Annotated in this window: 24 protein-coding genes; 16 read left to right on the top strand and 8 right to left on the bottom strand. The window is 73.5% G+C overall.

Annotated elements, in window-relative coordinates; genetic code table 11:
• Nucleotides 1-86 precede the first annotated feature (86 nt).
• On the bottom strand, nucleotides 87-995 hold the full coding sequence (locus HB370_RS04830) for a TIGR03620 family F420-dependent LLM class oxidoreductase (RefSeq protein ID WP_030784552.1): 909 nt from the start codon (nucleotides 993-995) through the stop codon (nucleotides 87-89).
• Between the two features lie 84 nt (nucleotides 996-1,079).
• Between HB370_RS04830 and HB370_RS04835 the strand changes: the two genes are divergently transcribed.
• Nucleotides 1,080-1,643 (top strand): TetR/AcrR family transcriptional regulator, encoded by a 564-nt coding sequence (locus HB370_RS04835; protein ID WP_030784549.1) that lies wholly within the window; start codon nucleotides 1,080-1,082, stop codon nucleotides 1,641-1,643.
• Nucleotides 1,644-1,716: 73 nt separating this feature from the next.
• Here the strand turns inward: HB370_RS04835 and HB370_RS04840 are convergent, their stop codons facing one another.
• Nucleotides 1,717-2,604 (bottom strand): NAD(P)-binding domain-containing protein, encoded by an 888-nt coding sequence (locus HB370_RS04840; protein WP_030784546.1) that lies wholly within the window; start codon nucleotides 2,602-2,604, stop codon nucleotides 1,717-1,719.
• A gap of 80 nt (nucleotides 2,605-2,684) precedes the next feature.
• Here HB370_RS04840 and HB370_RS04845 point away from each other — a divergent pair, with 80 nt between their 5' ends.
• From HB370_RS04845 to HB370_RS04860, 4 genes are all read left to right on the top strand, one after another.
• Complete coding sequence (locus tag HB370_RS04845) at nucleotides 2,685-3,035, top strand: helix-turn-helix domain-containing protein (protein ID WP_030784544.1); 351 nt, start codon at nucleotides 2,685-2,687, stop codon at nucleotides 3,033-3,035.
• A 180-nt stretch (nucleotides 3,036-3,215) separates the two neighbouring features.
• Nucleotides 3,216-4,493 carry a glycoside hydrolase family 27 protein gene (locus HB370_RS04850; RefSeq protein WP_030784541.1) on the top strand — a complete coding sequence of 426 codons (1,278 nt, stop codon included), beginning with the start codon at nucleotides 3,216-3,218 and terminating at the stop codon, nucleotides 4,491-4,493.
• Nucleotides 4,494-4,563: 70 nt separating this feature from the next.
• Nucleotides 4,564-5,136: a TetR/AcrR family transcriptional regulator gene (locus tag HB370_RS04855; protein WP_030784538.1), complete on the top strand. Its 573-nt coding sequence runs from the start codon at nucleotides 4,564-4,566 to the stop codon at nucleotides 5,134-5,136.
• A gap of 19 nt (nucleotides 5,137-5,155) precedes the next feature.
• On the top strand, nucleotides 5,156-6,325 hold the full coding sequence (locus HB370_RS04860; protein WP_030784535.1) for a GDSL-type esterase/lipase family protein: 1,170 nt from the start codon (nucleotides 5,156-5,158) through the stop codon (nucleotides 6,323-6,325).
• Between the two features lie 31 nt (nucleotides 6,326-6,356).
• On the opposite strand, the gene HB370_RS04865 is transcribed toward HB370_RS04860, so the two are convergent.
• A complete protein-coding gene (locus HB370_RS04865) occupies nucleotides 6,357-7,031 on the bottom strand; it encodes a class F sortase (protein WP_030784532.1) in 675 nt (224 codons plus the stop codon).
• 613 nt (nucleotides 7,032-7,644) lie between these two features.
• A complete protein-coding gene (locus HB370_RS04870) occupies nucleotides 7,645-8,232 on the bottom strand; it encodes a hypothetical protein (protein WP_030784528.1) in 588 nt (195 codons plus the stop codon).
• 347 nt (nucleotides 8,233-8,579) lie between these two features.
• On the opposite strand from HB370_RS04870, the gene HB370_RS04875 reads away from it, so the two are divergent.
• From HB370_RS04875 to HB370_RS04895, 5 genes are all read left to right on the top strand, one after another.
• Nucleotides 8,580-9,458, top strand: coding sequence for a hypothetical protein (locus HB370_RS04875; RefSeq protein WP_030784525.1), 879 nt, complete (start codon nucleotides 8,580-8,582; stop codon nucleotides 9,456-9,458).
• Nucleotides 9,459-9,615: 157 nt separating this feature from the next.
• The gene (locus HB370_RS04880; protein ID WP_037701901.1) at nucleotides 9,616-10,452 is read left to right on the top strand and encodes a fructosamine kinase family protein; all 837 of its coding nucleotides are present in this window, start codon (nucleotides 9,616-9,618) and stop codon (nucleotides 10,450-10,452) included.
• 97 nt (nucleotides 10,453-10,549) lie between these two features.
• On the top strand, nucleotides 10,550-10,741 hold the full coding sequence (gene tgmA, locus HB370_RS04885) for a putative ATP-grasp-modified RiPP (protein ID WP_020938095.1): 192 nt from the start codon (nucleotides 10,550-10,552) through the stop codon (nucleotides 10,739-10,741).
• A gap of 17 nt (nucleotides 10,742-10,758) precedes the next feature.
• Nucleotides 10,759-11,742: an ATP-grasp ribosomal peptide maturase gene (tgmB, locus tag HB370_RS04890; RefSeq protein WP_030784517.1), complete on the top strand. Its 984-nt coding sequence runs from the start codon at nucleotides 10,759-10,761 to the stop codon at nucleotides 11,740-11,742.
• Between the two features lie 35 nt (nucleotides 11,743-11,777).
• Nucleotides 11,778-12,662 (top strand): Gfo/Idh/MocA family oxidoreductase, encoded by an 885-nt coding sequence (locus HB370_RS04895; protein WP_030784514.1) that lies wholly within the window; start codon nucleotides 11,778-11,780, stop codon nucleotides 12,660-12,662.
• Between the two features lie 11 nt (nucleotides 12,663-12,673).
• Here the strand turns inward: HB370_RS04895 and HB370_RS04900 are convergent, their stop codons facing one another.
• Entirely contained in the window at nucleotides 12,674-13,576 is a 903-nt protein-coding gene (locus HB370_RS04900) for a GNAT family N-acetyltransferase (RefSeq protein WP_030784511.1), read from the bottom strand.
• A gap of 246 nt (nucleotides 13,577-13,822) precedes the next feature.
• On the opposite strand from HB370_RS04900, the gene HB370_RS04905 reads away from it, so the two are divergent.
• Nucleotides 13,823-14,956, top strand: a complete 1,134-nt coding sequence (locus HB370_RS04905) for a PP2C family protein-serine/threonine phosphatase (RefSeq protein WP_051815758.1) — start codon at nucleotides 13,823-13,825, stop codon at nucleotides 14,954-14,956.
• 100 nt (nucleotides 14,957-15,056) lie between these two features.
• Complete coding sequence (locus tag HB370_RS04910; protein ID WP_030784505.1) at nucleotides 15,057-16,289, top strand: cytochrome P450; 1,233 nt, start codon at nucleotides 15,057-15,059, stop codon at nucleotides 16,287-16,289.
• A 265-nt stretch (nucleotides 16,290-16,554) separates the two neighbouring features.
• On the opposite strand, the gene HB370_RS04915 is transcribed toward HB370_RS04910, so the two are convergent.
• The gene (locus HB370_RS04915) at nucleotides 16,555-18,153 is read right to left on the bottom strand and encodes an MFS transporter (RefSeq protein WP_030784503.1); all 1,599 of its coding nucleotides are present in this window, start codon (nucleotides 18,151-18,153) and stop codon (nucleotides 16,555-16,557) included.
• A gap of 174 nt (nucleotides 18,154-18,327) precedes the next feature.
• Complete coding sequence (locus HB370_RS04920; protein ID WP_030784500.1) at nucleotides 18,328-18,801, bottom strand: MarR family winged helix-turn-helix transcriptional regulator; 474 nt, start codon at nucleotides 18,799-18,801, stop codon at nucleotides 18,328-18,330.
• Between the two features lie 165 nt (nucleotides 18,802-18,966).
• Here HB370_RS04920 and HB370_RS04925 point away from each other — a divergent pair, with 165 nt between their 5' ends.
• The 3 genes from HB370_RS04925 to HB370_RS04935 all read left to right on the top strand — a co-directional run bounded on the left by HB370_RS04925 (nucleotide 18,967) and on the right by HB370_RS04935 (nucleotide 21,840).
• Nucleotides 18,967-19,587 (top strand): L-threonylcarbamoyladenylate synthase, encoded by a 621-nt coding sequence (locus HB370_RS04925; protein ID WP_030784496.1) that lies wholly within the window; start codon nucleotides 18,967-18,969, stop codon nucleotides 19,585-19,587.
• Nucleotides 19,588-19,733: 146 nt separating this feature from the next.
• Nucleotides 19,734-20,489, top strand: coding sequence for a dienelactone hydrolase family protein (locus tag HB370_RS04930; RefSeq protein WP_030784491.1), 756 nt, complete (start codon nucleotides 19,734-19,736; stop codon nucleotides 20,487-20,489).
• Nucleotides 20,490-20,640: 151 nt separating this feature from the next.
• Nucleotides 20,641-21,840 carry a glycoside hydrolase family 64 protein gene (locus HB370_RS04935; RefSeq protein ID WP_037701896.1) on the top strand — a complete coding sequence of 400 codons (1,200 nt, stop codon included), beginning with the start codon at nucleotides 20,641-20,643 and terminating at the stop codon, nucleotides 21,838-21,840.
• Between the two features lie 58 nt (nucleotides 21,841-21,898).
• Here the strand turns inward: HB370_RS04935 and HB370_RS04940 are convergent, their stop codons facing one another.
• A complete protein-coding gene (locus HB370_RS04940; protein WP_030784486.1) occupies nucleotides 21,899-24,301 on the bottom strand; it encodes a M4 family metallopeptidase in 2,403 nt (800 codons plus the stop codon).
• Nucleotides 24,302-24,628: 327 nt separating this feature from the next.
• Between HB370_RS04940 and HB370_RS04945 the strand changes: the two genes are divergently transcribed.
• Entirely contained in the window at nucleotides 24,629-25,426 is a 798-nt protein-coding gene (locus HB370_RS04945; protein WP_030784483.1) for an SAM-dependent methyltransferase, read from the top strand.
• Nucleotides 25,427-25,450 lie beyond the last annotated feature (24 nt).

The following is a 25,450-nucleotide window of genomic DNA, read 5'->3' on the forward strand; positions in this document are numbered from 1 at the left end:
GCCGGCGGACCATCCGTCCACGGCAGGAAGCAACCGCCGGTGCCCTCGGGGCCGCCCGCCGGGGCGGGGTGGGCCGCCCGGCCCGGTCACCGGGCGAGGTGGGCCAGACTGCGCCACTGGTCCAGCGGGAGCGCGGCCGGGTCCACGGGCAGTGCCTGGAGGCACACATGGTCGGCACCCGCGGCCAGGTGGGCGTGCACCCGCTGGATGATCTCCTGCTCGCCGATCGCGACCAGCGCGTCGACCAGGCGGTCGCTGCCGCCGCCGGCGAAGTCCGCGTCCTCGAACCCCAGCCGCCGCCAGGAGGCCCGGTACGGTGCCGCGGGCAGATAGCCGGCGATGTGGGCGCGCGCCCTGTCCCGTGCCTCGTCGGTGCGCAGCCCCGTGACCACGGCTTGTTCGACGATCAGCACCCGGTCCGGGCCGAGTACCGCGCGGGCGTCGGCCGTGTGTTCCGGCGTGACGAGGTAGGAGAACGCGCCTGCCGACCGGTCCCGGGCGAGCGCGAGGGCGCGCGGGCCCAGTGCGGCGAGCACCCTGGGCGCCCGGGGTGCCGGGCCGTCCGGGATTCCCGCCAGTCGCAGGACGGGGTCGGGTTCGTCGAGGCGGTCGAGGTGTTCGCGCAGCGCGGCGAGGGGCCGTTCATAGCGAAGGCCCAGCACGCCCTCGACCATCCGCGCGTGGGAGGTCCCCAGACCGAGCACGAACCGGCCCGGATGGGCATCGAGCAGCGCCCGGGCCTGCGACCTGATCACGCGCGGGTGACGCCCCCAGATCACCGCGATGCCCGTGCCCACGACCAGGGAACGGGTCGCGCCGAGCAGTGTGGCCGCCTCCATGAACGGGTCGCGGACCAGCCCCTCGCTGAGCCACAGCGCGCCGTATCCGAGCGCCTCGGCCTCGGCGGCCGCCCGGGCGGACTCGGCCGGCGGCCGCAGATCCATGCCGGGTACCCACAGTCCTACCGTGCCGATGGACGGCAGAGCCGACTCCATGCGCCACCTCCCCCTTAGAATCCGGAGTGCCACTCCGGATAGTACCGGAGTGGCACTCCGGTACAAGCAGAGGAGGACGACCCGATGACGGCCCAGCCCAGGCGCAGCGACGCCCGCCGCAACCGGGCCCGCCTGGTCGAGGCGGCGACCGCGCTCTTCGACGAGGTGGGAACCGACGCGGCGTCGATGAACGACATCGCCCGGCGGGCGGGAGTGGGCCCGGGGACCCTGTGGCGCCACTTCCCCGACAAAGACGCGCTGACGGCCGAGGTCGTCGGCCGGAGTCTGGACGGGCTCGCGGCCCTGGCCGCCGAGCTGCCCGGGAGCCCGGACGACCCGGACTTCCTGCGGCAGTGGGTGTCCGCGCTCGTACGTCACATCACCCGGTACCGCGGACTCGCCGTCCGTTACGCCGAGGCCGCGCGGAGCGCCGACGGCCCCCTGGGCGCGCGCTGCCGGGCCGTCGAGGAAGCCGCCGCCGGACTGCTGGAACGGGCGCGGGAACGCGGACAGGTGCGGGCCGACCTGACCGCGCCCGAGCTGATCCGGCTGGCCACGGCCGTCGCCTGGGTCAGTGAGACGGCCGCCCCTTCGGACACCACCGCACGCCTGCTCGACCTCGTCTTCGAGGGTGTGCGGCCGCACTGAGCCGGGACGCGGCCGTGCCGGGGGCCCGGCCCCCCGGGCATCCCCCGCTCCGGCCGGGCCCGCCCGCCCTGGATCAGTGCCGTCCCAGCATCTCCGCCACCCGCATGAACCCGTCCCCGCCGTGGCCCAGCCCGATGACGCGGCGGGCCAGTCCCTCCACGGAGCGCATCACGCCCGCGTCGATGCCGTGGGACTCGGAGACGGCGACGACGTGGGACATGGTCGAGGCCGCCGAGGTGATGGGGTTGATCTCACCGGAGTAGGTGCCGTCGTCGGCGTCCCGCGCGAACTCCTCGAACAGAGGCGGCAGGATCGTGGCGATGCCCTGGGCGAACGGGGCCAGTTCCCCGGCGGTGACGCCCTCCGCCCGGGCGATCGCCACGGCGTGTGCGTAACCCGCCATCGCGGTCCAGAAGATGTCGAGCAGCGCGATGTCGAAGGTGGCCGCGCGCCCGGTCTCCTCCCCCAGGTGGGTGTGCGTCCCGCCGAGCGCCTCCAGCGCCGGCAGGTACCGCGCGTACAGGTCGCGCGGTCCGCTGTGCAGGAAGACGGCCTCCGGGGTGCCGATGCTGGGGGCCGGCGTCATGATCGCGCCGTCCAGGTAGCCGATGCCATGGGCCGCCGCCCACTCGGCGGTGTCCCGGGCCCGGGCCGGGGTGTCGGCGGTCAGGCTGACCACGGTACGGCCCTTCAGCGCGCGGGTGACCTCCTCGCGGCGCAGGATCCCGTCCGAGGCGTCATAGTTGACCACACAGATGACGATCAACTCCGAGGCGGCCACCGCCTCTTCGGCCGTCGCCGCGACGACGGCGCCCCGCTCGGCCAGGTCCCCCTCCCTGCCGGGCGTGCGGTTCCAGACCGTGGTCCGCAGGCCGGCCTTGACGAACGCGCCCGCCAGCGAGCGGCCCATCGGGCCGAGGCCGAGCACGGTGACGGCAGGAAGATTCACGGCTGTTGACATGTTGCGACTCCCGTATGTGCTGATCGTGAACAGTGGAGAAGAGCGGCCGGAGGGCCGCGGGGAAGACGAAGAGGACGACGATGACGCGCAGCCGTGCCCAGGACCCGAACGTCTGCGGAGTGACCGCCGCGATCGCCGTGATCGACGGCAAGTGGAAGACGTCGCTGCTGTGGCTGCTGGAGTCCGGCCCGCACCGGCCCGCCGAACTGCGCCGCCGGCTGGCCGGGTTGAGTGAGAAGGTGCTGACCCAGGCGCTGCGCGAGATGGAACAGGACGGCCTGGTGCACCGGGAGGTGCACGATGTGCTGCCGCCGAAGACCGTGTACTCGCTGACCGCGTTCGGCCGCGACCTCGCCAAGGCACTGGACCCGCTGGCCGAGTGGGGCCACCGTCGTCTGGACCTGCTCCGCGCGAGCGAGGCGGCGTCCTGACGGGCCGCCGGCTGTCACCTCCTTGTCCGTCTTCCGGCAGCCCCTGACCTCGGGAAACAGCTTCTCCCGGGCGGCCGGGTCTGCCAAGTACCCACAAAAAAGTGGGTGTCAGGCACCTCCACCGCGCTCCTTCGTCACCGTCCGGACCCCCTTGGGCGGCCGGACCGAGAGGACACCACCGTGGACCGACCCCTCCCCGCACGCCGGCTGCGGCCGCCGATGGGCTGGAACAGCTGGGACTGCTACGGACCCACCGTCACCGAGCAGGAGGTGCTGGCCAACGCGGAGTTCATGGCCCGCCGGCTGCTGCCGTACGGCTGGGACACCGTGGTCGTGGACATCCAGTGGTACGAGCCGACGGCCCGCGCACACGGCTACAACCCGGACGCCCCGCTGGTCCTGGACGCGTACGGCCGGCAGCTCCCGGCGCCGAACCGGTTCCCGTCCGCCGCCGGCGGGGCGGGTTTCGCACCGCTGGCCCGCCGGGTGCACGAGCTGGGGCTGCGCTTCGGCCTGCACGTCATGCGGGGCATCCCGCGCCGCGCCGTGGCCGCCCGCCTGCCCGTGTACGGCACGGAGTTCACCGCCGACGAGATCGCCGACACCGCCTCCGTGTGCCCGTGGAACACCGACAACTACGGCCTGGACCACAACCATCCGGGCGCCCAGGCGTACTACGACTCCCAGGTGGCGCAGTTCGCCGCGTGGGGCGTGGACTTCGTCAAGGCCGACGACATGCTGTTCCCGTACCACGAACGGGAGATCGCCGCGTACGCGCGGGCCGTCGAGCGCTGCGGACGGCCGGTCGAGCTGAGCCTCTCCCCCGGCACCGACGTCTCCCTCGCCCGTCTGGAGCACCTGCGGGAGCACGCCACCATGTGGCGCGTCTGCGACGACCTGTGGGACCGCTGGGCGGACGTGGAGGCCCAGTTCGCCCGGATGGCCCGATGGGCCCCCTGGCAGGGCGAGGCGGGCTGGGCGGACGCCGACATGCTGCCCCTCGGCCGGATCGGGATCCGCGCCGAACGCGGCACGGACCGGCTGTGTTCCCTGACCCGCCCCGAGCAGATCAGCCTGCTCACCCTGTGGCTGATCGCCCGGTCGCCGCTGATGATGGGCGGCGACCTGCCCACCAGCCCGCCCGAGACCATCGAACTGCTCACCAACGACGAGGCGTTGGCCGTGCTGTGGCACAGCACCGGCAACCGCGAGGTGCTCCGCGAGAACGGCCTGGTGCTGTGGACCGCCCGGGACACCGACGGCCGCACCCGGTACGCCGCCGTCTTCTCCCTGGCCGGCGAACCCCGCCGGTACGAGGTGCCGCTCGGCTCGGCCGGGGCCCGCCCCGCCGACCGGATCCGCCAGCTGTGGACCCACGCCGACGTCCCGCACGACGGCCGGCACCTCACCGTGGACCTGCCCGCCCACGGCGCCGCCCTCTTTCGCCTCGCCCCCTAAACGTTGATCGCGTTTGCCTAAACCCTTTAGGAAGTTCCATACTCCTCTCCGACAGACGGGAGAGAAGATGATGGCGCGTGCGGGCCTGACCACGCAGCGGCTGGTCCGGGCCGGGGCGGAACTCGCCGACGAGGTCGGCTTCGACCAGGTGACGGTCTCGGCGCTGGCCCGGCGGTTCGACGTGAAGGTCGCGAGCCTGTACTCGCACCTGCGCAACTCCCAGGACCTGAAGACGCGGATCGCGCTGCTCGCCCTGGAGGAGATGGCCGACCGCGCCGCCGAGGCACTGGCCGGCCGGTCCGGCAAGGACGCCCTCGCCGCCTTCGCGAACGTCTGCCGGGACTACGCCCGCGCCCACCCCGGCCGCTACACGGCGGCCCGCCACCCGCTGGACGACGCGACGGCGGCCGGCAGCGCGGGTGTCCGCATCGCCCAGCTGAACCGCGCCGTCCTGCGCGGCTACGACCTCGCCGAACCGGACCAGACGCACGCCGTACGCCTCCTCGGCAGCGTCTTCCACGGCTACGTCAGCCTGGAGACGGCCGGCGGCTTCGCCCACAGCGCGCCCGACTCCGAGGAGTCCTGGGCCCGGATCCTGGACGCCCTCGACTCCCTGCTGCGCAACTGGCCCGCCCGCCCCTGAAGACCCCTTGGCAGACACGATGCACACCATCTCCCTCACCGCCGGCCTGATCCGCGGCGCCCTCGAACTGGAGCGCACCGCACGCGGGCTGCTGCCGCACCGGCTGCCCGCCCGGGCCCGCGCCCAGTGCGCCGACCCGCAGCTGGCCCTGGCCGAGTCCCAGCCCTCCGGCGTACGGCTGGTCTTCCGCACCCGCGCCACCGCCGTCGAGCTGGACACCCTGCCGACCAAACGGGTCTACACCGGCGCTCCGCCCCGCCCGGACGGCGTCTACGAGCTGCTGGTGGACGGCCGCCCGGCCGGCCGCGCCTCCCTCACCGAGGGCGACACCCTCACCGTCGACCTGGCCACCGGCTCCGCCGAGCACCGGCCCGGCCCCGTGGGCACCGTGCGCTTCGCCGGTCTGCCGGACACCGTCAAGGACGTGGAGATCTGGCTGCCGCACAACGAGACCACCGAACTCGTCGCGCTGCGCGCCGACGCCCCCGTGGAACCCGTACCGGACCGCGGCCGCCGGGTGTGGCTGCACCACGGCAGCTCGATCAGCCACGGTTCCGACGCGGCGAGCCCCACCACCACCTGGCCGGCGCTCGCCGCGTCCCTGGGCGGAGTCGAGCTGGTCAACCTCGGGCTGGGCGGCAGCGCGCTGCTCGACCCGTTCACGGCCCGCGCCCTGCGCGACACGCCCGCCGACCTGATCAGCGTCAAGCTCGGCATCAACGTGGTCAACGCCGACGTGATGCGGCTGCGCGCCTTCGGCCCCGCCGTACACGGTTTCCTCGACACCGTCCGCGAGGGCCACCCGGACACGCCGCTGCTCGTGGTCTCGCCGGTCCTGTGCCCGATGCACGAGGACACGCCCGGCCCCACCGCCATGGACCTGGCGGCCCTGGGCGCGGGACGGCTGCGGTACCGGGCCACCGGGGATCCCGCCGAGCGGGCGGCCGGGAAGCTCACCCTGGGGGTCGTCCGGGAGGAGCTGGCCCGGATCGTGCGCGAACGGGCCGCCGAGGACACCCGGCTGCACTACCTGGACGGCCGGGAGCTGTACGGCGAGGCCGACTTCGCCGAGCTGCCGCTGCCCGACGGCCTCCACCCGGACACCGCCGGCCACCGCCGGATCGGCGAACGGTTCGCGGCGCTGGCGTTCGCCCCGGACGGGCCGTTCGCGGCCGGGCCGGCCGCCTGACCGTGGCCCGGCCACCCGTGACCGCGGCGGCTCAGACCAGGTGCGCGAAGACGACCAGGTTGTCGGTGTAGTCGCGCACCGTACGGTCGTAGTCCCCGGCGCAGGTGATGAGGCGGGCCTCGGGGCGGTCGGCGTCGGCGTACACCCGCTCGCTGGGGAAGTCGTCCTTGGCGAAGGTCTCGGCGCTGTCGACGACGAACTCCGCCGTACGCCCGTCGGCCCGCTCCACGGAGAACCGGTCCCCGGCCTCGAGCCGGTCCAGGTTGGCGAAGACGGCCGCCGAGGTCACCGTGTCGACGTGCCCGGCGATGATCGCGGTGCCCCGCTCACCGGGCGAGACACCGTCGGCGTACCAGCCGACGAGGTTGGTGTCGCCCGCGGGCGGCGGCTCCAGCTGGCCCGAGGAACCGAGGGCCAGGGTCGTGAAGGGGGCATCCACGGAGATCGCCGGGATGCGCAGCCGGGTCGGCGTGGACCGGGGCAGTGCCTCGCCCGCCTGCCGGGGGCCGGCCGAGGCGGCGGCGCCGGAACCGGCACCGGCGCTCGACGCCCGGGGCGGCCCGGGCTCACCGGCCGGCTGGTGACCGCCGAACAGGCTGAAGGCGAGGAGGACCGCCGCCACCCCCCACAGTGTCAGCCGCCCACCGGAGCCGGAGCGCCGGTCGTCCGCCGACGCCGGGGAGGTCGCGGAAGGATCTGCTGCCATCGGACACCACCTCACTCGGGCACGGCAGCACGGGGATCGGAGCAGGAAGCACACCGGCAGAGCACCGTCGCACACCTGGGCGGTGCGGGCGCGGTGCGCGGGCCGCCGATGGGGCACCGTCCCGGGCGGGGGCGGGGCGATGGCGGTCCCGGCACGCTGCGGGGGCGCGAGCCTCCGACGGGAGCCCAGCGAGCGCCAGGGCGAACGGTGGCGGCGCGGGCAAGGCTGCCGACGGAGCACCGACGCGCGGAGGGGGCGACGGCCGTCCCGGCACCGCACGGAGCGTGGGCCGCCGGCGGAGCACCAACGCGCGCGGAGCCGAACGATGGCGGTCCGGCGCCCTGCGGGCAGCACAGGCCACCAACGGGACACCCCGCGCGGAGACGGGCAGTGGCCATCCCAGCGCACGGGCCACCGGCGGGGTACCGCCGCACGTGGCGACGGGGTGGTGGCGGTCCCGGCGCGGTGTGGAGGCGCGGGCCGTCGGCGCGGTCGGCGTGGCGACGGTGTCCGCACCCCCTGACGCACGGCGGTGTCCGCGGCCCTTGACGCACCGCTGACCGCGCCCCTGGCACACGGCGGGCCCGCAACCCTGGCGCACGGCGGCGGCCCGTCAGGACGCCGGGCCGGTGGCCTTCTTGCGGCGCAGCGTGTACGCGCCGGTGGCGGCCACGGCCAGCACCGCCAGACCGCCCGCGGTGACCCCGGGCGTGGCGAGCGCGCCGCCGCCGGTGTGCATGCCGCCGCGCGGCTTCTCGCGCTCGTCGTCCTCGCCCCACTCGCTCTTGCCGCTCCGGCCGCCCTTGCCCTTGCCGCCGCCCTTTTCCTCCTTGTCGCCCTTCTCCTCGCCGTCGTCCTCCTCGCCCTTGTCGCGGTAGCTCTCGGGGTCGAACCTGCTGTCGTCGTCCTCCGACCCCCAGCTGCCGCTGCGCACCGCGGCGAGCGCTCCGCCACCCGTGTGCATTCCGCCGCGTGGTCCGTCGTGTTCCCCTCCGCTGTCGCGCTTGTTGCCGTAGTCGTTGTCGTCGTCGCTGTCGGATCCCTTGTCACGGCCGGAGTCGCTGTCGTGCTCCCTGCTGTACGAGGAGTCGTCACGACCGCTGTCGTGTTCGCTGGGAACGGCGAACGCGGCTCCGGGCGTCGCGAAGGCGAGGGCGGCCGTGGTGGCCGCCGTCGCCAGGAGCATGCGGGCAGAGCGCATAGTGATGTCCTTCCGCCGTGACCGGGCAGCGGATACCTCATCAGCTGGATGGACCCGGTCCTGACATGAACCACCGTCAGTGAGGCCCCCGGCGCCCACCATCCGAGCCGCCCAGCCGGGTCACCATGCCACCCGTCTGCCCCAGCGCGCCCGCTTGGCGACCCCTCGTCCGGGTCAATGGCCGACGCGTCCGTACGCCTGCCGGAGTGAGCGCACAAGGCCCGCCCGTGAACGCCGGCGCCCGCGTCCGGACCGGCTCCGGATGACGGCGGGCCCCTTGTTATGACCGGCGTCATAAAGCAGGCTGGTGCCGACAGCACGGCAGGCCGACGCGGCGGGAGGAACCGGTGGCGGACGGAAGGGCGCGCGCCCTGTGGGAGCGGTACGAGCCGGTGCACGACCTCGTGTACTTCGCGCCGGAGGCGCACCGGGCGGCGGACGCCCTCGGGCTGCGCGGGTTCTGGATGGGGTATTTCGCGCTGCGCGCCGCCCCGCTCGGCGCGGTGTCCCCGTCGGTGGTGACGAGCTGTTTCTACGTCTTCCACCCCTCGCGGGTGACCCGGGCGCTGCCGGACGCCTGGGCGTACGCGGCTCCCGAGGAGGTGCTGGCGGCCCGCCTGGACGCGATGGACGCGGCGATGTCCCGTCTGTTCGGCGCGGACGTGGTCGGCGGTGCCGCCTTCGCGGAGGCCGCGGACCTCGCGTGGGAGGCGGCCGCGGCGGCGGACACCACGGGCAGGGTGCTGGGCGCCGCCAACCAGGCCCTCGAGCGTCCGGAGCGGCCCGCCGCCCGGCTGTGGCAGGCCCTGACGACCCTGCGCGAGCACCGGGGCGACTCCCATGTGGCGGTGCTGGTCGGCCTGGGGCTCGGACCCGTGGAGGCCATGGTGCTCAAGGCGGCGGCCGGCGAGTCCGACGGGGACTTGCTGCGCGAGACGCGGAAGTGGCCGCGGGAGGAGTGGGCGGCGGCCGAGGCGCGGCTGCGCGCGGACGGCCGGCTCGCGGCGGACGGCTCGCTCACCCCCTCGGGCGCGGCCCTGCGCGCGGAGACCGAGGCGCTGACCGACGCGGCGGCCGAGCGGCCGTGGACCGTGCTGGGTGCCGAGCGGACCGAGCGGCTGGCCGCGCTGCTGGAGCCGATGGCCGGCGCGGTGGCGGAGTCGGGGCTGTTGCCGGCCGGGAATCCGACGGGGGTGACCCGGGGGACGCGGCCCCTCGGCCGCTGAGGTCCGGCGGTCTTCGGCAGCGGCTCGGATCCTTCGCCGCCGACCTCATCCGTTTGTCCGACACCAGTCGTATCAATGGTTGAACTGCCTGCCGAGGCACCCTTGTTGGGGGCCGTACCCTGGGGCCGTGGTCAACCGTGAAGAGGATCCAGGACAGGTGGCGTCCCGGCTCACCGGGCGCACCGCCACCGGGACCCGGCCGCCGTCCGGCACGCCCGCCGAGGTGCTGCTGGACGACGGGACACCGGTGATGGTCAAGCGGGGCGACGGCCCCGGGGCGGTGCGCGCCGAGGTGGCGGGGCTGCGCTGGCTGGGCGCCGCGGGCGCGGTCCGGGTGCCGGCGGTACTGGGGCACGACGAACACTGGATGGTGACCGAGCGGGTGCCGACCGGCTCCCCCGGCCCCGGCGCGGCGCTGCGTTTCGGTCAGGACCTCGCCGCCCTGCACAAGGCGGGCGCGCCGCACTTCGGGGCGGCGCCGCCCGGCGGGCCCGAGGACGCCTGGATCGGCCTGGCCCCCATGCGCAACGCGCCGGGCACCGAATGGCCGTCCTGGTACGCCGAGCACCGTGTGCTGCCCTATGTGCGCGAAGCGGTCGACCGCGGCACGCTCCGCCCGGCCGAGGCGGGCGTGTTCGAGCGGGTCTGCGCGCGGCTGCCGGAGGTGGCGGGTCCGGCCGAGCCGCCCGCCCGGCTGCACGGCGACCTGTGGAACGGCAATGTGCTGTGGGGCGCCGACGGCGAGGTCCGGCTCATCGACCCGGCCGCGCACGGCGGACACCGGGAGACGGACCTGGCGATGCTCCACTTGTTCGGCTGCCCGCACCTGGACCGGGTGCTGGCCGGCTACCAGGAGGCGGCCCCCCTGGCCGACGGCTGGCGGGACCGGGTACCCCTGCACCAGCTGTTCCCGCTGCTGGTGCACGCGGTGCTGTTCGGGCGCGGGTACGCCGAACAGGCCCTGACGGCGGCGCGGGAGACACTCGCGCGGTAGGAGTCCACGGCGCTCCGCGCCGTGGTCACGGAGAGTGAGGAAACCAATCACTCGTTCGATTCGTATAAGGACGTGAAAGCCTAATCAGGGAGAGACCATGCAACCGTTCACGCTCAACTACGCGCGCCCCGCTGTGCAGTTGGACGTCACCACGCCGTACGCGTACGACTCCGGACTGCAACTGAACGTCCTCCCGGACGGGCGGATCGCCGCGACCGACCACGCGACGTTGCGAGCACTGGGGACCACGACCTCGACCGCCGGTTCCAAGACACACTTCGACGACTGAGCCGCGGATCCCCACAGATGACCGTACTCATCCTGACCAGTGAGGAAGACGTGACGGCGGACATGGTGGTCCTCCGGCTGGGCGAGGCCGGCGTGCCCGTCGTCCGGCTCGACCCCGCCGATCTGACCAACGGGGTGGCGCTGTCGGGCGAGTACGTACGGGGCGCTTGCCGGGGGCATCTGTCCGTCGGCGGGCGCCTGGTGAGCATGGACGGTCTGCGCTCCGTCTGGGTGCGCAGACCGGGCACCCCGGCCGCCCGGGCCGCCCAGCCCTCCGCCTGGCTGACGGAGGAGTCGTCGCAGGCGCTGTACGGCATGCTGCGGTGCGGCGACGCCCGCTGGATGAACCATCCGGACGCCGCCCGCCGTGCCCGGCACAAGCCCTGGCAGCTGGGTCTGGCCCAGCGCAGCGGCCTCGCGGTGCCGGCCACCCTCATCACGACGTTCCCGCAGGCGGCGCGGGAGTTCGCGGAACGCTTCCCGGATCTGGTGGTCAAGCCGGTCTCCGGGGCGCATCCGCAGGAGCCGCCCCGGTCCGTGCCGACCAGCCGGGTCGCGCCGGACACCGACTTCACCGCGGTGGCCTACGGCCCGACCCTGCTGCAACGGCGGATCGCCAAACGGGCCGACATCCGGCTCACCGTCGTCGGCGACACGCTGCTGGCCGCCCGCAAACCCGCCGACCCGGACGCCCACCCGGACGACGTGGACGTCCGGTTCGCCCCTTCGGTCTCTCCCTGGCAGCCCGCGGAGGTGCCACCGCGCGTCGCCGAGGGCGTGCTGCGGTACATGGCGGGCGCGGAACTGGCGTACGGCGCCTTCGACTTCGCGGAGGACGCGGACGGCGTCTGGTGGTTCCTGGAGTGCAACCAGTCCGGCCAGTTCGGCTTCGTGGAGATGGACACCGGCCAGCCGATCGCCGCCACCATCGCCAAGTGGCTCGCGGGGGAAGGGCCTACGGGTGACGGGTGTGCGCGGGGCGAGCGCGGCGCACCCTCCTGAAGAGGCGGGAAACGGCTGTGAGAGGGGAACGCGAGATGCGCATCGGACTGCTGGGGACGGGCCCGTGGGCGCGGGCGACGTACGCTCCCGCCCTCGCCGGACATCCCGGGCTCCGGTTCGCCGGGGTCTGGGGCCGCCGGCCGGAGGCGGCCACGGAGCTGGCGGAGCGGTACGGGGTCACCGCGTACGCCGACGTGGACGCGCTGCTGGCCGACGTGGACGCGGTGGCGGTGGCCCTGCCGCCGTCCGTGCAGGCGGAGTTGGCGGTGCGGGCGGCCCGCGCGGGCCGTCATCTGCTGCTGGACAAGCCGCTGGCGGTGTCGGCCGCCGGGGCACGGGCCGTGGTGGAGGCGGTGGAGCGGGCCGGGGTGGCGTCGGTGGTGTTCTTCACCGTGCGCTTCCAGAAGGAGCCGGATGCCTGGGTCGAGGAACAGGCCGCCGTCGCGGGCTGGTTCACCGCGCGGGCGCACTGGCTGGGCGCGGTCTTCACGAGCGACAGCCCGTTCGCCGCCTCGCCGTGGCGGCGGGAGAAGGGCGCACTGTGGGACGTCGGCCCGCACGCCCTGTCGGTGCTGCTGCCGGTCCTCGGTGACGTACGGCAGGTCGTGGCGGCGGCGCACGGTCCCGGGGACACCGTCCACCTGGTGCTCGACCACGCCACCGGCGCGTCCAGCTCCCTCACGCTGAGCCTGACGGCCCCGGCGGCGGCGGCCGGGGCCGAGGTGGAGCTGCGGGGCGAGGCGGGCGTGTCGGTCATGCCCGGCAGCTCGGAAGGAGCGGTCGCCGCGCTCTCCCGTGCCGCCGACGCGCTGGTGCGGGCCGCCGGCACGGGCCGCCCGCACCCCTGCGACGCCGCGTTCGGTCTCCGGGTCACCGAGATCCTGGCCACGGCCGAGGCCCGGCTCACGGCCGGAGAGTAGGCGGCCGCTCTCTACCGGGCGCCGGGCGTGGTCCAGTAGTTCACGCGTTCACGTACGACGGGGTAGCCGGCCGTGGTGAAGTGCGCGGCCATCGGGAGGTTGCCCTGGTCGGTGGCGGCGGCGATGAACCGGGCGCCCTGTCCGGCCAGGAAGTGGGTGCAGTCGGCGAGCAGGTCGTAGGCGTAGCCGTGGCCGCGCTGTTCCGGCACCACCCCGATGAAGCCGACGCAGGGTCCGGAGGGGTTGCGGGCCGGGATGTGGATGCCGACCGGCTCGCCCGCCGGGGTGCGGGCGAGCCGCCACCAGTCGCGGGGCGAGGGGAACCAGTGGAAGACGTCCAGGTCCTCCTGGGCCGCCCGGTCCACGCCGTCCCGCTCGACGGCCCGGCGGGCGTGGGCGTCGAGGGTGCCGCGGTGGATGCGGCGCAACAGGTCGTAGAAGACGGTGTCGTCCGGTTCGGCGGTGAACACGAGCCGTCCGGGCCGTTCGGGCAGGCCCCGGTCGGGGGTCCAGCGGTAGACGAAGCGCTCCACCAGGGGGGCGTAGCCGGCCTGGTGCGCGGCGGCGGCGCGGGTGTCGGCCGCCGCCCGCATGCTGGGGTCGTCCCGCCAGCCGGCGGGCAGGTCGAGTTCGAGTTCGGGGGTCCGCCAGGGCGCCGACCGCAGCAGTGCGGCGCCCGCCTCCTGCTCGCCCTCGGCGACGTCGAACCAGTTGATCACCAGGGGCTCGGGGTCCTCCGGCCGGGCCCACCAGGCGGCGCGGGCCACGGTGCGGCCGTCGCGCAGGGCGACGCGCTGCCAGTCGGGGCGGTAGCGGGTGCGGCGGTGCCGGTCGCCCAGGGCGAGCGGGTCGGGCATGGTGTGGAACAGGTGCGCGCTGCTGTCGTCGAGCGCGCGGATGACCAGGCCGGTCATGGATTCCTCCGGGATGCGTGGGATGGGCGACGCTCCCGGTCGGATCAGCGGATCCTCGTCATTCAGACGTGACACGCCCGGGGCACGGGGAGGGGGGAGCGCCGACTGCTGCTGTCCTGCATGACACTCGCCTCCTTCTTCCGTCCGGTTCGGGCGTGGCGGGCCCAGGCTAGGCGGTCGGCCGGGCGGCCGTCCACCGGTTTTCCGCGCGGGCGCCCGGAGCCCGCGGCGGCGTAGCTTGGGGATGTGGAGTCGGTGCGCGGCCGGTGGCCGCGCGGGAACCGGGAGGAGCGCGGCTGGCTGCGCGGCGCGCCACCGCCGTGGTGGGTCCGTGTGCTGCCCGTCCTGCTGCTCGCCGCCGTCGGCTCGGCCACGCTGATCACGCCCCACGCGCGCGACCTCGGCTTCCTGCTGGGCGCGATCCCGCCGCTGGCGGTCCTGTCGTACGGCCCGCTGACCACCGGGGTCCTCGGCGTGGGCGTGGTCACGGTGCTCACCCTGCCGGTCACCCATCTGAACCGCCCCGGCGACACCGATCTGCTGACCGTCGTGTTCGTGGCCGCGCTGAGCGTGTTCGTCTCCTACGTGCGCAGCCGCCGGGACGCCCAGCTGGACACCGAGCGGGCGATCGGCGAGGCGGTGCAGCGGGCCGTGCTGCCGCCGCTGCCGGACCGGGTCGGGCGGGTCGGGTGCGCGTCCCACTACCGGGCGGCGCAGGACGGGACGCTGGTGGGCGGGGACTTCTTCGACGTACGCGCGGGGCCGTACGGGGTGCGGGCGGTGCTGGGCGACGTACAAGGGCACGGGCTGACGGCGGTGGCCACGGTGGTGTCGCTGCTGGGGGCGTTCCGGGAGGCCGCGCTGGACCAGCCCGACCTGGAATCGGTGGCGGCGCGGCTGGACCGCCGGCTGGCGGTGGACTCGGCGGACGAGGGGCACGCGGAGCTGTTCGCGACGGCCCTGCTGCTGGAGTTCACCGACGGCGCGGCCGTACGGGTGATCGCCTGCGGGCATCCGCCGCCGGTGCTGGTGCGCCCGGGAGCGGCGCGGGAGGTGGGCGTCGTGCCCGCACCGCCGCTGGGCATCGGGCTGGTCGGCGTCGACCCGCCGAAGGAGGTCACCGTGCCGCTCCGTGCGGGTGACCGGCTGTTCCTGGCCTCCGACGGCGTGTGGGAGGCCCGGGACGCCGCCGGTGCCTTCTATCCGCTGCCCGAGCGGCTGACCGCCCTGGCCGGCACCCCGTCCGCCGAGCTGCCCGGCGCGGTGTGGGCGGACCTGGTACGACGCCACTACCGCGTCCGCGACGACGCGACCATGCTGGTGCTGACGCCGGGGGCCACCGGGGCGCGGGGGGCCGGTGGGGAGCCGAACTCGGCCTGATTCCTGGCCTGATGACACCGAAGCGGTGTGCACACGGCCGGTGACGCGATGTACTGGACCGGAACCGCCCCAGGCAAGGCCGACCAGTCTGGAGACCGTCGTGACCGTCACCGACCGTATCGCCCTCGACCCCTTCGGCTCCGACATCGCCGCGGAGAGCGCCCGGCTGCGCGCCCTCGGGCCCGTCGTACCCGTGGAGCTGCCCGGCGGCATCCCCGCCTGGGCACCCACCGGCTACGACACCCTCAAAACCCTCATCCTCGATCCCCGGGTCAGCAAGGACGCCCGCCGGCACTGGCGGCTGTGGCCGGAGCTGGACCGGCACCCGTCCTGGGGCTGGATGGCCAACTGGGTGGGCGTGGTCAACATGCTGACCACCTACGGCACCGACCACACCCGGCTGCGCAGGCTGGTGGCACCGAGCTTCACCCACCGGCGCACCGAGGCGATGCGGCCCCGGGTGGCCGCGCTGACGGCCGAGCTGCTGGACGCGCTCGAGGCCGCGGGCGCCGACGGCGGCGTGGTCGACCTGCGCGACGCGCTCGCGCAGCCCCTGCCGATGCGGATGATCTCCGACCTCCTCGGCGTGCCCGAGGAGTTGCGGCCGGAGGCGGCGCGTCTCATCGCCGACTTCATGGACACCTCCGACCCGAGCCCCGAGTTCGCGGCCTCCGTACACGAACGGGTCGGCTCGGTGCTCGGCGCGCTGATCGCGCACCGGCGGGCCCGCCCGGGCGACGACATCACCACCGAGCTGATCCGGGTACGGGACGAGGACGGCGACCGGCTCTCGGACGAGGAGCTGCTGCACACGCTGCTGCTGGTGGTCGGCGCCGGATTCGAGACCACCGTCAATCTCCTCGGCAACGCGGTGGTCGCCCTGCTGACCGATCCGCGGCAGCTGGCCGCGGTGCGCGCCGGGGAGATCGGCTGGGGCGCGGTGGTCGACGAGACGCTGCGGGTGCATCCGTCCGTCTCCGCGCTGCCGTTGCGGTTCGCGGTGGAGGAGCTGACGGTCGCGGGCGTGACGATTTCGGCCGGGGACGCGATCATCACGACGTACGCCGCCTCGGGCCTGGATCCGGCGCACTACGGCCCGGACGCGGCCGTCTTCGACGCGGCGCGGGGGGCCGAGGACCATCTGGCGTTCGGCATCGGCGTGCACCGGTGCGTCGGGGCGCCGCTGGCCCGGCTGGAGGCGCTCACCGCGCTGCCCGCCCTGTTCTCCCGCTTCCCCGCCCTGCGCCTGGCCTGCCCGGTGGACGACCTGCGCCGCGTGCCGTCGTGCATCTCCCACGGCTGGCAGGAGATCCCGGTGCGGCTGGGAGGTTGAGGCGCGGCGGAGCCGTCGGCTCCCTCGGACGGGGACCCGCGAGTCGGGCGGTTTCTTCCACTCCGCTCGTCCAGGTCCGCCTGTGCGTACGGCGGGTGGCGCCGGACACGGCTCCGCCGGCGGCCCGGGGGGACGGGAGCCGCCGGCGGAGACGCCGCGCCCGGGGTGGGGGGGGATCCCCGGGCGACCTAGGGCTCGGATGCCCAGGATCGCGGGATGTACGCAGTCGAATTCCGGCCGATCCGAGAAACTTCCGGCGCCCTTCTCACCCCTCCTCGGCCTCGGCCCGCGCCCCGCCCCGCATCCCCGCCGCCGCGAGGGCCGCGCCCAGCAGGCAGAGGACGCCGGTGACCACCGCGGAGGCGTGCACGCCGTTCATGAACGCCCGGCCGCTGCCCTCGACGACCGCCGCGCGGAGGGTGTCCGGCATGTCCGGGGAGACGGGGGCGACCCCCATGGCCACCGCGTCCTTCGCCTCGGCCAGCTTCCCGGCCAGGCCGCCCGGCACGCCGGCGCCGGTCAGTTCGGTGCGCAGGGTTGAGCCGACGCGGGCGCTGATGACGGAGACCAGCACGGATGTGCCGAGGGCGCCGCCGATCTGCAGCGTGGTGGCCTGGAGGCCGCCGGCCACGCCGCCGTCCCGCACGGGCGCGTTGCCCACGATCGCGTCCGACGAGGCGGACAGCACCATGCCGACGCCGAGCCCGAGCGCGACGAACGGCGGCCACATGGTGGCGTACGGGGAGTCACCGGACCAGGTGAGCAGGGTGAAGCAGGCCGCGGCCTGGAGCAGCATGCCGAGCGGCATGCAGAAGCGGGCGCCGAACCGCGCGGTCAGGGCGGCGCCGAGCGGGGAGGCGACGAGCGAGGCCAGGCTCAACGGGAGGGTGCGCACGCCCGCCTGAACGGGCGTCAGCCCCCGTACGTTCTGCAGATAGAGCATGACGAAGAAGATCACGCCCAGCATGACGAAGAAGTTGAGCGCGGTGATGACCGCGCCGACGGTCAGGGCGCGGCTGCGGAAGAGCCGCATCGGCAGCAGCGGGTGCTGGACGCGGGTCTCGTGCCGGCCGAAGAGGAGGAGCAGGAGCAGGCCGGCGCCGATCGCGGCCCAGGTGCCGGCGGACGTCCAGCCCCAGGTCTCGCCCTTGACGACGCCGAAGACGACGCTCAGCAGGCCGAGCGCGAGCAGCACGACACCGGTGACGTCGAAGCGGTCGTGCCCGGTGGCGTTCTTCGACTGCGGCAGCACGAACGCGCTGAAGGCGCAGGCGAGTACGCCGATGGGCAGGTTGATGTAGAAGACGGACTCCCAGCTGACGTGCTCCACCAGCAGACCGCCGACGATGGGGCCGAGGGCGGTGGACACGGCCGAGACCATCGCCCAGATGCCGACGGCCATGCCGAACTTGCGGGGCGGGAACACGGCCCGCAGCAGGCCGAGGGTGTTGGGCATCAGCAGCCCGCCGAAGACTCCCTGGAGGGCGCGGAAGGCGACGACGCCCGTGATGGAGCCGGACAGGCCGATGGCGACGGAGGACAGCGTGAATCCGGCGACGCCGGCGAGGTAGAAGGTGCGCCGGCCGAACCGGTCGCCGAGCTTGCCGCCGAGGATCAGGGTGGCGGCCAGGGCCAGCAGATAGGCGTTGGTGACCCACTGCAACTGGGCGGTGGACGCGTGCAGTTTGCGGCCGATCTCGGGGTTGGCGATCGCGACCACGGATCCGTCGAGCTGGACCATGAACAGGCCGAACGCGACGGCGCACAGGGTGAGCCAGGGGTTGGCACGCCGCCGGGCGGCGGCGGTGGCCGGTGCCGCGGGAGCGGCGGGCACGGCGGAGTGATCCACGGGAGTGGACGGCATGGCTGAGCCTCGTCTGATACGGGGTGGAAAAGGGGTACGGAAGGGGTGGAGCCGACGCCGGAGCACGCACACGCCCACCGGCGTCCCGGGCGGCGAGGCGCGGGGGACGCGGGGCGCACTGGAGCGCGCACGCACGGGTGTGCGTACGGACGTAAGGGCGTGCGGACGTACCGGTCAGTGCGCGGCGGAGCGCAGTCCGTGCGTCAGGGATTCGAGCGCGCCGAGGGCGGAACCGAGCGCGTCGAGCTCGCCGTCGGTCATGGCGCGCAGGGCTCCGGTGAGATGACCGACCTGGAGTGCGTGCGCCTCGGCCACGCGCCGCCGGGCGACCGGCGTGAGGCGCAGCCGTACGACCCGCTTGTCCGCGCTGTCCTGCCCGCGCTCCAGCAGGCCCTGCTCGGTGAGCTGGGAGACCAGCGCGCTGACGTTGTTGGGCTTCATCAGCAGGGCCTCGGCGGCCTCACGTACCGTGGCGCCCTCGTGCTCGGCGACGTGCCGCAGCAGGTTGAGGTGTCCCTCGGGCGGCTTGGGGTGGGGGAAGTCGCGGGCGACGCGCCGGTCCAGGGCCCGGTACAGCGCGGGCAGGGCGTCGGCGAGCGCCGAGGCGACGCTGGCGACGTCCCGCTGGGGAGCGCTGGATCCGGACATGCCTCCGAGAATAGGTATGGGCACATACCCATGTCAAACAGGTATGTGCCCATAGGTATCTCCGTAGGCGTCATCGCGGGCGCCCCGCGTCCGGCGTGAGGGACGCCGGGGCGGATGGCCGCCCCTGAGGCGCGTGCGGTGTCCGGGACGGCATAAGCTCGACGGGTGGCGAAGTACTTCGACGTGCACCCCGACAACCCGCAGCCGCGCAGCATCGCCCAGATCGCCGACGCGGTCCGCTCGGAAGCGCTCATCGCGTATCCGACCGACTCCTGTTACGCGCTCGGCTGCCGGCTGGGCAGCCGGGACGGCATGGACCGGATCCGTGCCATCCGCCGGCTGGACGACCGGCACCACTTCACGCTGATGTGCCGGGACTTCGCGCAGCTCGGCCAGTTCGTCCGGGTGGACAACGACGTCTTCCGGGCGGTGAAGGCGTCCACCCCCGGCAGCTACACCTTCATCCTCCCGGCCACCCGCGAGGTGCCGCGCAAGCTGCTGCACCCGCGGAAGAAGACCGTGGGCGTGCGCATCCCGGACCACGTGGTCACCCAGGCGCTGCTGGCGGAGCTGGGCGAGCCGCTGCTGTCCAGCACGCTGCTGCTGCCCGACGAGGCGGAGCCGCTGACCCAGGGCTGGGAGATCAAGGACCGGCTGGACCACGCGGTGGACGCGGTGGTCGACTCGGGCGAGTGCGGCACCGAGCCGACGACGGTGGTCGACTTCTCCGGCGGCGAGGCGGAGATCGTCCGGCGGGGCGCGGGCGACCCCAGCCGCTTCGAGTGAGCGCCGGGCACGGACCCCGCACGCCGTTCACCACACCCGGCGCCGGTCGACGCGTCGACGATCTTGCGTGACAGCATGGTCGTAGCCATGGCGCCGGGAGCGACCGCCGCCCGCCGCCCGTTGTCCCGAGGGAGGGCCTGTCCACCATGACCGATGTCCAGCGAGACGATGTCGACATCCCGACCGAGGACGGCGTCGCCGACGCCTACCTCGTCCGCCCCGCCGACGACCGCCCCCATCCGGGCGTGCTGTTCTACCAGGACGCCTACGGCCCGCGACCGCACCTGAAGTCGATGGCCGACCGGCTGGCCGCGGCCGGCTACACCGTGCTGCTGCCGAACGTGTTCTACCGGCTCGGCCGGGCGCCGGTCGTGGACCTGCCCGAGTTCATCGACCCGGGTGCCGACCCGAGCATCTGGGAGCGGCTCGGCCCGATGCTGGCCGACCTGACGTCCGACCTGGTCAAGCGGGACGCGGGCGCCTATCTGCGCTGGCTGGCCGACAGCCCGCTGGTGGCGGACGGCCCGGTCGCGCTGACCGGCTACTGCATGGGGTCCCGGCTCGCGCTGTGGACGGCGGGCGCCCACCCGGACCGGGTCGCGGCGGCGGCCGGTTTCCACGGCGGGGGCCTGGCCACCGACGATCCGGACAGCCCGCACCTGGAGGCCCCGCGGATCACCGCCGAGCTGTACTTCGGGCACGCCGACGAGGACGCGTCACTGCCCCCGGCGCAGATCGCGCGCTTCGAGGAGGCGCTGACCGCCGCCGGTGTGCGCCACACCTGCGAGGTCTACACCGGCGCCCACCACGGATTCACCCAGGCGGACACCCCCGCCTACCACCAGGAGGCCGACGAGCGGCACTGGGCGGCCCTGCTGGACCTGCTCAAGCGCACGTTCTGACGGAGTGGCCCGGCGCCCGCTGGCGAGTGGGCGCCGGGCCGAATCCGGTCCCGGACATTGACATGAACTCGTCGTGGCTGGAATCTGAGAGCGCTCTCAGAACTGGTACGGACCATATCCGTACGACCCCGACCCCACACGGAGGTGGAGAGTGCCGCACACACTCACCCGGGGCGCGCTGCCCCTGGCCGCCGCGACGGCGCTGCTCGGCGGACTGCTGACGCTCGGCTCCCCCGGCCGCGCCGACGCGGCCGTCCCCGACACCATCCCCCTGAAGATCACCAACAACTCGGGCCGTTCCGAACCGGTCTACGTCTACGACCTCGGCACCCAGCTGTCCTCGGGACGGCAGGGCTGGGCCGACGCGGACGGCGTCTTCCACGCCTGGCCGGCCGGCGGCAACCCGCCGACTCCCGCGCCGGACGCGGCGATACCCGGACCGGCCGCCGGCCAGTCCAAGACCATCCGCATCCCGAAGTTCTCCGGCCGGATCTACTTCTCCTACGGCCGCAAGCTGGACTTCCGGCTGACCACCGGCGGTCTGGTCCAGCCGGCCGTGCAGAACCCGTCCGACCCCAACCGCGACATCCTCTTCAACTGGTCGGAGTACACGCTCAACGACGCCGGGCTGTGGCTCAACAGCACCCAGGTGGACATGTTCTCGGCGCCGTACGCCGTCGGGGTGCAGCGCGCCGACGGCGGAGTGTCCACCACCGGGCACCTCAAGTCCGGTGGTTACAGCGGCTTCTTCGCCGCACTGCGCGCCCAGCCGGGCGGCTGGGGGAACCTCATCCAGACCCGTTCCGACGGCACGGTGCTGCGCGCGTTGTCCCCGCTGTACGGGGTGGAGACCGGGGCGCTGCCGGCGAACGTGATGGACGACTACGTGAACCGGGTCTGGCAGAAGTACACGACGTCGACGCTGACCGTCACACCGTTCGCGGACCAGCCGAACACCAAGTACTACGGCCGGGTCTCGGGCAACGTCATGAACTTCACCAACTCCGCCGGCACGGTCGTCACCAGTTTCCAGAAGCCCGACGCGTCCAGCGTCTTCGGCTGCCACAAGCTGCTGGACGCGCCGAACGACAATGTGCGCGGGCCCATCTCCCGTACGCTGTGCGCCGGTTTCAACCGGTCCACCCTGCTGGTCAACCCCAGTCAGCCGGATGCCACGACGGCCGACTTCTACCGGGACGCGGTGACCAACCAGTACGCGCGCGCGATCCACGCGCAGATGGCCGACGGCAAGGCCTACGCGTTCGCCTTCGACGACGTCGGCCACCAGGAGTCGCTGGTGCACGACGGCAGCCCGCAGCAGGCGTATCTCACGCTGGACCCGCTCACCTGACACGGCGCGGTCCCGCACCCGGTGCGCCGGGTGCGGGACCGCGAGCGGTGTCACATGTTCAGCCGGTCGTCAGGGCGGTGTCGTCCACGACGAAGCTGGTCTGGAGGCCGGAGTCCTCCACGCCGTTGAACTTCAGCGTGACCGTGGAGCCCGCCAGCGAGGACAGGTCGAAGGTCTTCTGGCTGTAGCCGGAGGCCGCGTTGAGGTTCGAGTAGGTGGCCAGAGTCTTCGAACCGGCGGTCACCGTCAGCTTGTCGTACTGGGTGCTGGTGGTGGTCTCGTCGGTGTCGATGTGCAGGTAGAAGGTCAGGGTCGCCTTGCAGCCCGCCGGGATGGCCACCGACTGCGACAGCGTGTCGGTGTGCGTGGAGCCGTAGCCGTTCAGCCACGCCTTGTAGGAGCCGCCGTGGGCCGGCTGGCCGCTGTCGGTGGTGATGACGCCGCTGGTCGAGGACCAGCCGGTGCTGCCGGACTCGAAGCCGGGGTTGCCCAGCAACTGCTTGGCGGAGCAGCCGCCGCCGGTCGCGCTGACCGTCCAGGCGAAGGTGGCGGTGCCGGTCGCGCCGGTGGAGTCGGTCACCGTCACGGTGGTGTTGTAGCTGCCCGCCGTGGTGGGCGTGCCGGAGATCAGGCCGGTGGAGGCGTTGACCGACAGGCCGGCGGGCAGACCGGAGGCGCTGTAGGTCAGCGCGCCCGCGTTGGTGCTGCTCGCCTGGATCTGGAGGTTCACGGCGGTGCCGACGGTGGCGGACTGGCTGCCGGGGTTGGTCACCGTCACCCCGCTGGTGGGCGGGTTGATGTGGCTGCCGACGTTGATGCCGGCGAAGGCGTTGCCCACCGCGGCGTACTGGGCGGAGTTGGTGCCGTACAGCGCGGCGGCGGCGTTGAGCGCGGCGGTGCGGGCGCCGGCGTAGTTGGTGCTGGACGTCATGTACGTCGTCAGCGCCTTGTACCAGATCTTCAGCGCGGCGTCGCGGCCGATGCCGGTGACGGCGACGCCGTCGGACGTCGGGCTGTTGTAGGTCACGCCGTTGATGACCTTGGTGCCGCTGCCCTCGGACAGCAGGTAGAACATGTGGTTCGCCGGGCCGGAGGAGTAGTGGACGTCCAGGCCGCCGAGCCCGGAGTACCAACTGTCCTTGGAACCGCCGTCCTTGCTCGGCTTGTCCATGTAACGCAGCGGCGAGCCGTCGCCGTTGATGTCGATCTTCTCGCCGATGAGGTAGTCGCCGACATCCTTGGAGTTGTTCGCGTAGAACTCCACGCCGGTGCCGAAGATGTCGGAGGTGGCCTCGTTCAGGCCGCCCGACTCCCCGCTGTACTCCAGGCCGGCGGTGTTGGAGGTGACGCCGTGGGTCATCTCGTGACCGGCCACGTCCAGCGAGGTCAGGGCGTGGGTGTTGCCGGAACCGTCGCCGTAGGTCATGCAGAAGCAGCTGTCGTCCCAGAAGGCGTTGACGTAGCCGCTGCTGTAGTGGACGCGGCTGTAGGCGGCGACGCCGTCGTTGCGGATGCCGCTGCGGCCGAAGGTGTTCTTGTAGAAGTCCCAGGTCTCCTGGGCGCCGTAGGCGGCGTCGGCGCCCGCGGTCTGGGTGTGGGAGCCGGTGCCGTCGCCCCAGACGTCGTCGGCGTCGGTCATCAGGGTGCCGGTGCCGGAGGTGCCCCGGTTGAGGCTGTAGGTCTTGTGACCGCCGCGCGTGGTGTCGTACAGCTGGTACGTCGAGCCCGACAGCGTGGTGTTCAGGGTGACGGTGCCGCTGTACTGGGTGTTGCCGGTACCGTTCTTGACCGCCTGGTAGCGGTACAGCTCCTTGCCGGTGGTGGCGTCGGTGATGACGTGCAGCCGGCTCGGGGTGCCGTCGTCCTGGAGGCCGCCGATCACCGTCTCCCAGGCGAGCGTCGGGGTGCCGGCGCCGGCCCAGATCACCTTGCGGGCGCTGTCCGTGGTGGGCTTGTCCGCGGCCAGCGCCTTCGCGGCCTTCAGCGCCTTGGTCTCGGCGGTGGCCTTGGTGACGGTGGCGGTGGTGGAGGGCACCTTGATCGTGCGCTTGGTGTTGAAGGTGGTGCTCACGGTCCCCTTGGCCAGCGAGGCGGGCGGGGTGTGCACGACGAGGTCGCCGCCGAGGACGGGCAGTCCGTCGTAGGTGCGCTCGTAACGGGTGTGCAGGGTGCCGTCGTTGTCCTTGACGACGTCCTTGACGACCAGCTTCTCCCGCGTGCCGAGGCCGAGGGTGCGGGCGGTGTCGGCGGTCTTCGCCTGGGCGCTCCTGACGAGGGCCTGGTGCTGGGCCGGGCTGAGTTCGGCCACCAGTCCGCCGGTGCGCAGCGGGCTGGGGTGGGGGGTGGCCGGGGCCGCGGTCGCCGGGAGGGCCTGGAGGCCGACGGCGAGGAACGCCGCGGTGGACAGCAGGGCGGCGGCCGCCGTGGCGCGCTTGTGGGGAAGGGGTCTGTGGGGTCTCACTCGTACTCCTCCTGCTGCGGTCGCCGGTCGGCGGCCGGTGAGGTGATCGACGGGCAGCGGGTTCTGCCGCCCGGGTGAGCTGAGCCGTGCGGTGCCGTGATCCGTTGAACCGGTGGGGTGGATCGGCGTGCGCAGGGAGAATGACAGCATTGACCGAGCCATGTCACCTCTGGCCGGATCAATCGAGGGTTTTCCCTATCGGCCGGCGACGGCGAACCGGGAGGTGAGCGGCCGGTGCCGGGGCGTAAATTGGGCACGGGCCAGTCAAGGCCCCTGGGGGAACGCCGTGGCCGGAACCAGGCCCCGGAGGAGAGAAGGACACCGCTGATGACCCGTCCCGCGTCGCACCCGGCGATCGACACCTCGGTGCCGCACTCGGCCCGCATCTGGAACTACTGGCTCGGCGGGAAGGACAACTACCCGGTCGACGAGGCGGCCGGCGACGCGTACACCGCCGTCTTCCCCGGCATCGTCACCATCGCCCGCGGCAGCCGTGCCTTCCTGCGCCGCGCCATCACCCATCTCGTCACCGAGGCGGGCATCCGGCAGTTCCTGGACATCGGCACCGGCCTGCCGACCGCCGAGAACACCCACGAGGTCGCCCAGCGGCTCGCCCCCGAGGCGCGGATCGTCTACGTCGACAACGACCCGATGGTGCTCGCTCACGCCCGGGCGCTGCTGTACTCCTCCCCCGAGGGCGCGACCGCCTACATCGACGCCGATGTGACGGACCCGGACCGCATCCTCGCGATCGCCGCCGAGACGCTGGACCTCACCCGGCCCACCGGTCTCATCCTCAGCAACATCCTGGGTCACGTCGCCGACGACGACCAGGCCCGCTCCATCGTGGACCGGCTGATGGGCGCGCTGCCGTCGGGCAGTCACCTCTGTGTCAACGACGGGTCACTCGGCATCGACCCGGTCTTCGAGCAGGCCCAGGACGCCTACAACAACAGCGGCGCGGTCCCGTACAACCTGCGTACCGTCGAGGCGATCACCTCGTTCTTCGACGGCTTGGAGCTGGTCGAGCCCGGCGTCGTGCCGGTCACCCGGTGGCGCCCCGAGCCCGGCGCGCCCGCCCCGGAGACCGTCGCCGAACACGGCGGCCTCGCCCGCAAGCCGTGACCGCCGCGCGGGCGGCGACGCACT

Source organism: Streptomyces sp. DSM 40868 (assembly GCF_011820545.1).
Taxonomy (GTDB): Bacteria; Actinomycetota; Actinomycetes; order Streptomycetales; family Streptomycetaceae; genus Streptomyces; species Streptomyces eurythermus.

Bases quoted from the DNA above. Each gene is read 5' to 3' on its own strand.
- HB370_RS04835 (WP_030784549.1), top strand. From the start codon at position 1,080: ATGACGGCCCAGCCCAGGCGCAGCGACGCCCGCCGCAACCGGGCCCGC.
- HB370_RS04915 (WP_030784503.1), bottom strand. From the start codon at position 18,153: ATGCCGTCCACTCCCGTGGATCACTCCGCCGTGCCCGCCGCTCCCGCG.
- HB370_RS04920 (WP_030784500.1), bottom strand. From the start codon at position 18,801: ATGTCCGGATCCAGCGCTCCCCAGCGGGACGTCGCCAGCGTCGCCTCG.
- HB370_RS04900 (WP_030784511.1), bottom strand. From the start codon at position 13,576: ATGACCGGCCTGGTCATCCGCGCGCTCGACGACAGCAGCGCGCACCTG.
- tgmA (WP_020938095.1), top strand. From the start codon at position 10,550: ATGCAACCGTTCACGCTCAACTACGCGCGCCCCGCTGTGCAGTTGGAC.
- HB370_RS04945 (WP_030784483.1), top strand. From the start codon at position 24,629: ATGACCCGTCCCGCGTCGCACCCGGCGATCGACACCTCGGTGCCGCAC.
- HB370_RS04930 (WP_030784491.1), top strand. From the start codon at position 19,734: ATGACCGATGTCCAGCGAGACGATGTCGACATCCCGACCGAGGACGGC.
- HB370_RS04865 (WP_030784532.1), bottom strand. From the start codon at position 7,031: ATGGCAGCAGATCCTTCCGCGACCTCCCCGGCGTCGGCGGACGACCGG.
- HB370_RS04830 (WP_030784552.1), bottom strand. From the start codon at position 995: ATGGAGTCGGCTCTGCCGTCCATCGGCACGGTAGGACTGTGGGTACCC.
- tgmB (WP_030784517.1), top strand. From the start codon at position 10,759: ATGACCGTACTCATCCTGACCAGTGAGGAAGACGTGACGGCGGACATG.
- HB370_RS04860 (WP_030784535.1), top strand. From the start codon at position 5,156: ATGCACACCATCTCCCTCACCGCCGGCCTGATCCGCGGCGCCCTCGAA.
- HB370_RS04855 (WP_030784538.1), top strand. From the start codon at position 4,564: ATGGCGCGTGCGGGCCTGACCACGCAGCGGCTGGTCCGGGCCGGGGCG.
- HB370_RS04870 (WP_030784528.1), bottom strand. From the start codon at position 8,232: ATGCGCTCTGCCCGCATGCTCCTGGCGACGGCGGCCACCACGGCCGCC.
- HB370_RS04895 (WP_030784514.1), top strand. From the start codon at position 11,778: ATGCGCATCGGACTGCTGGGGACGGGCCCGTGGGCGCGGGCGACGTAC.
- HB370_RS04840 (WP_030784546.1), bottom strand. From the start codon at position 2,604: ATGTCAACAGCCGTGAATCTTCCTGCCGTCACCGTGCTCGGCCTCGGC.
- HB370_RS04845 (WP_030784544.1), top strand. From the start codon at position 2,685: ATGACGCGCAGCCGTGCCCAGGACCCGAACGTCTGCGGAGTGACCGCC.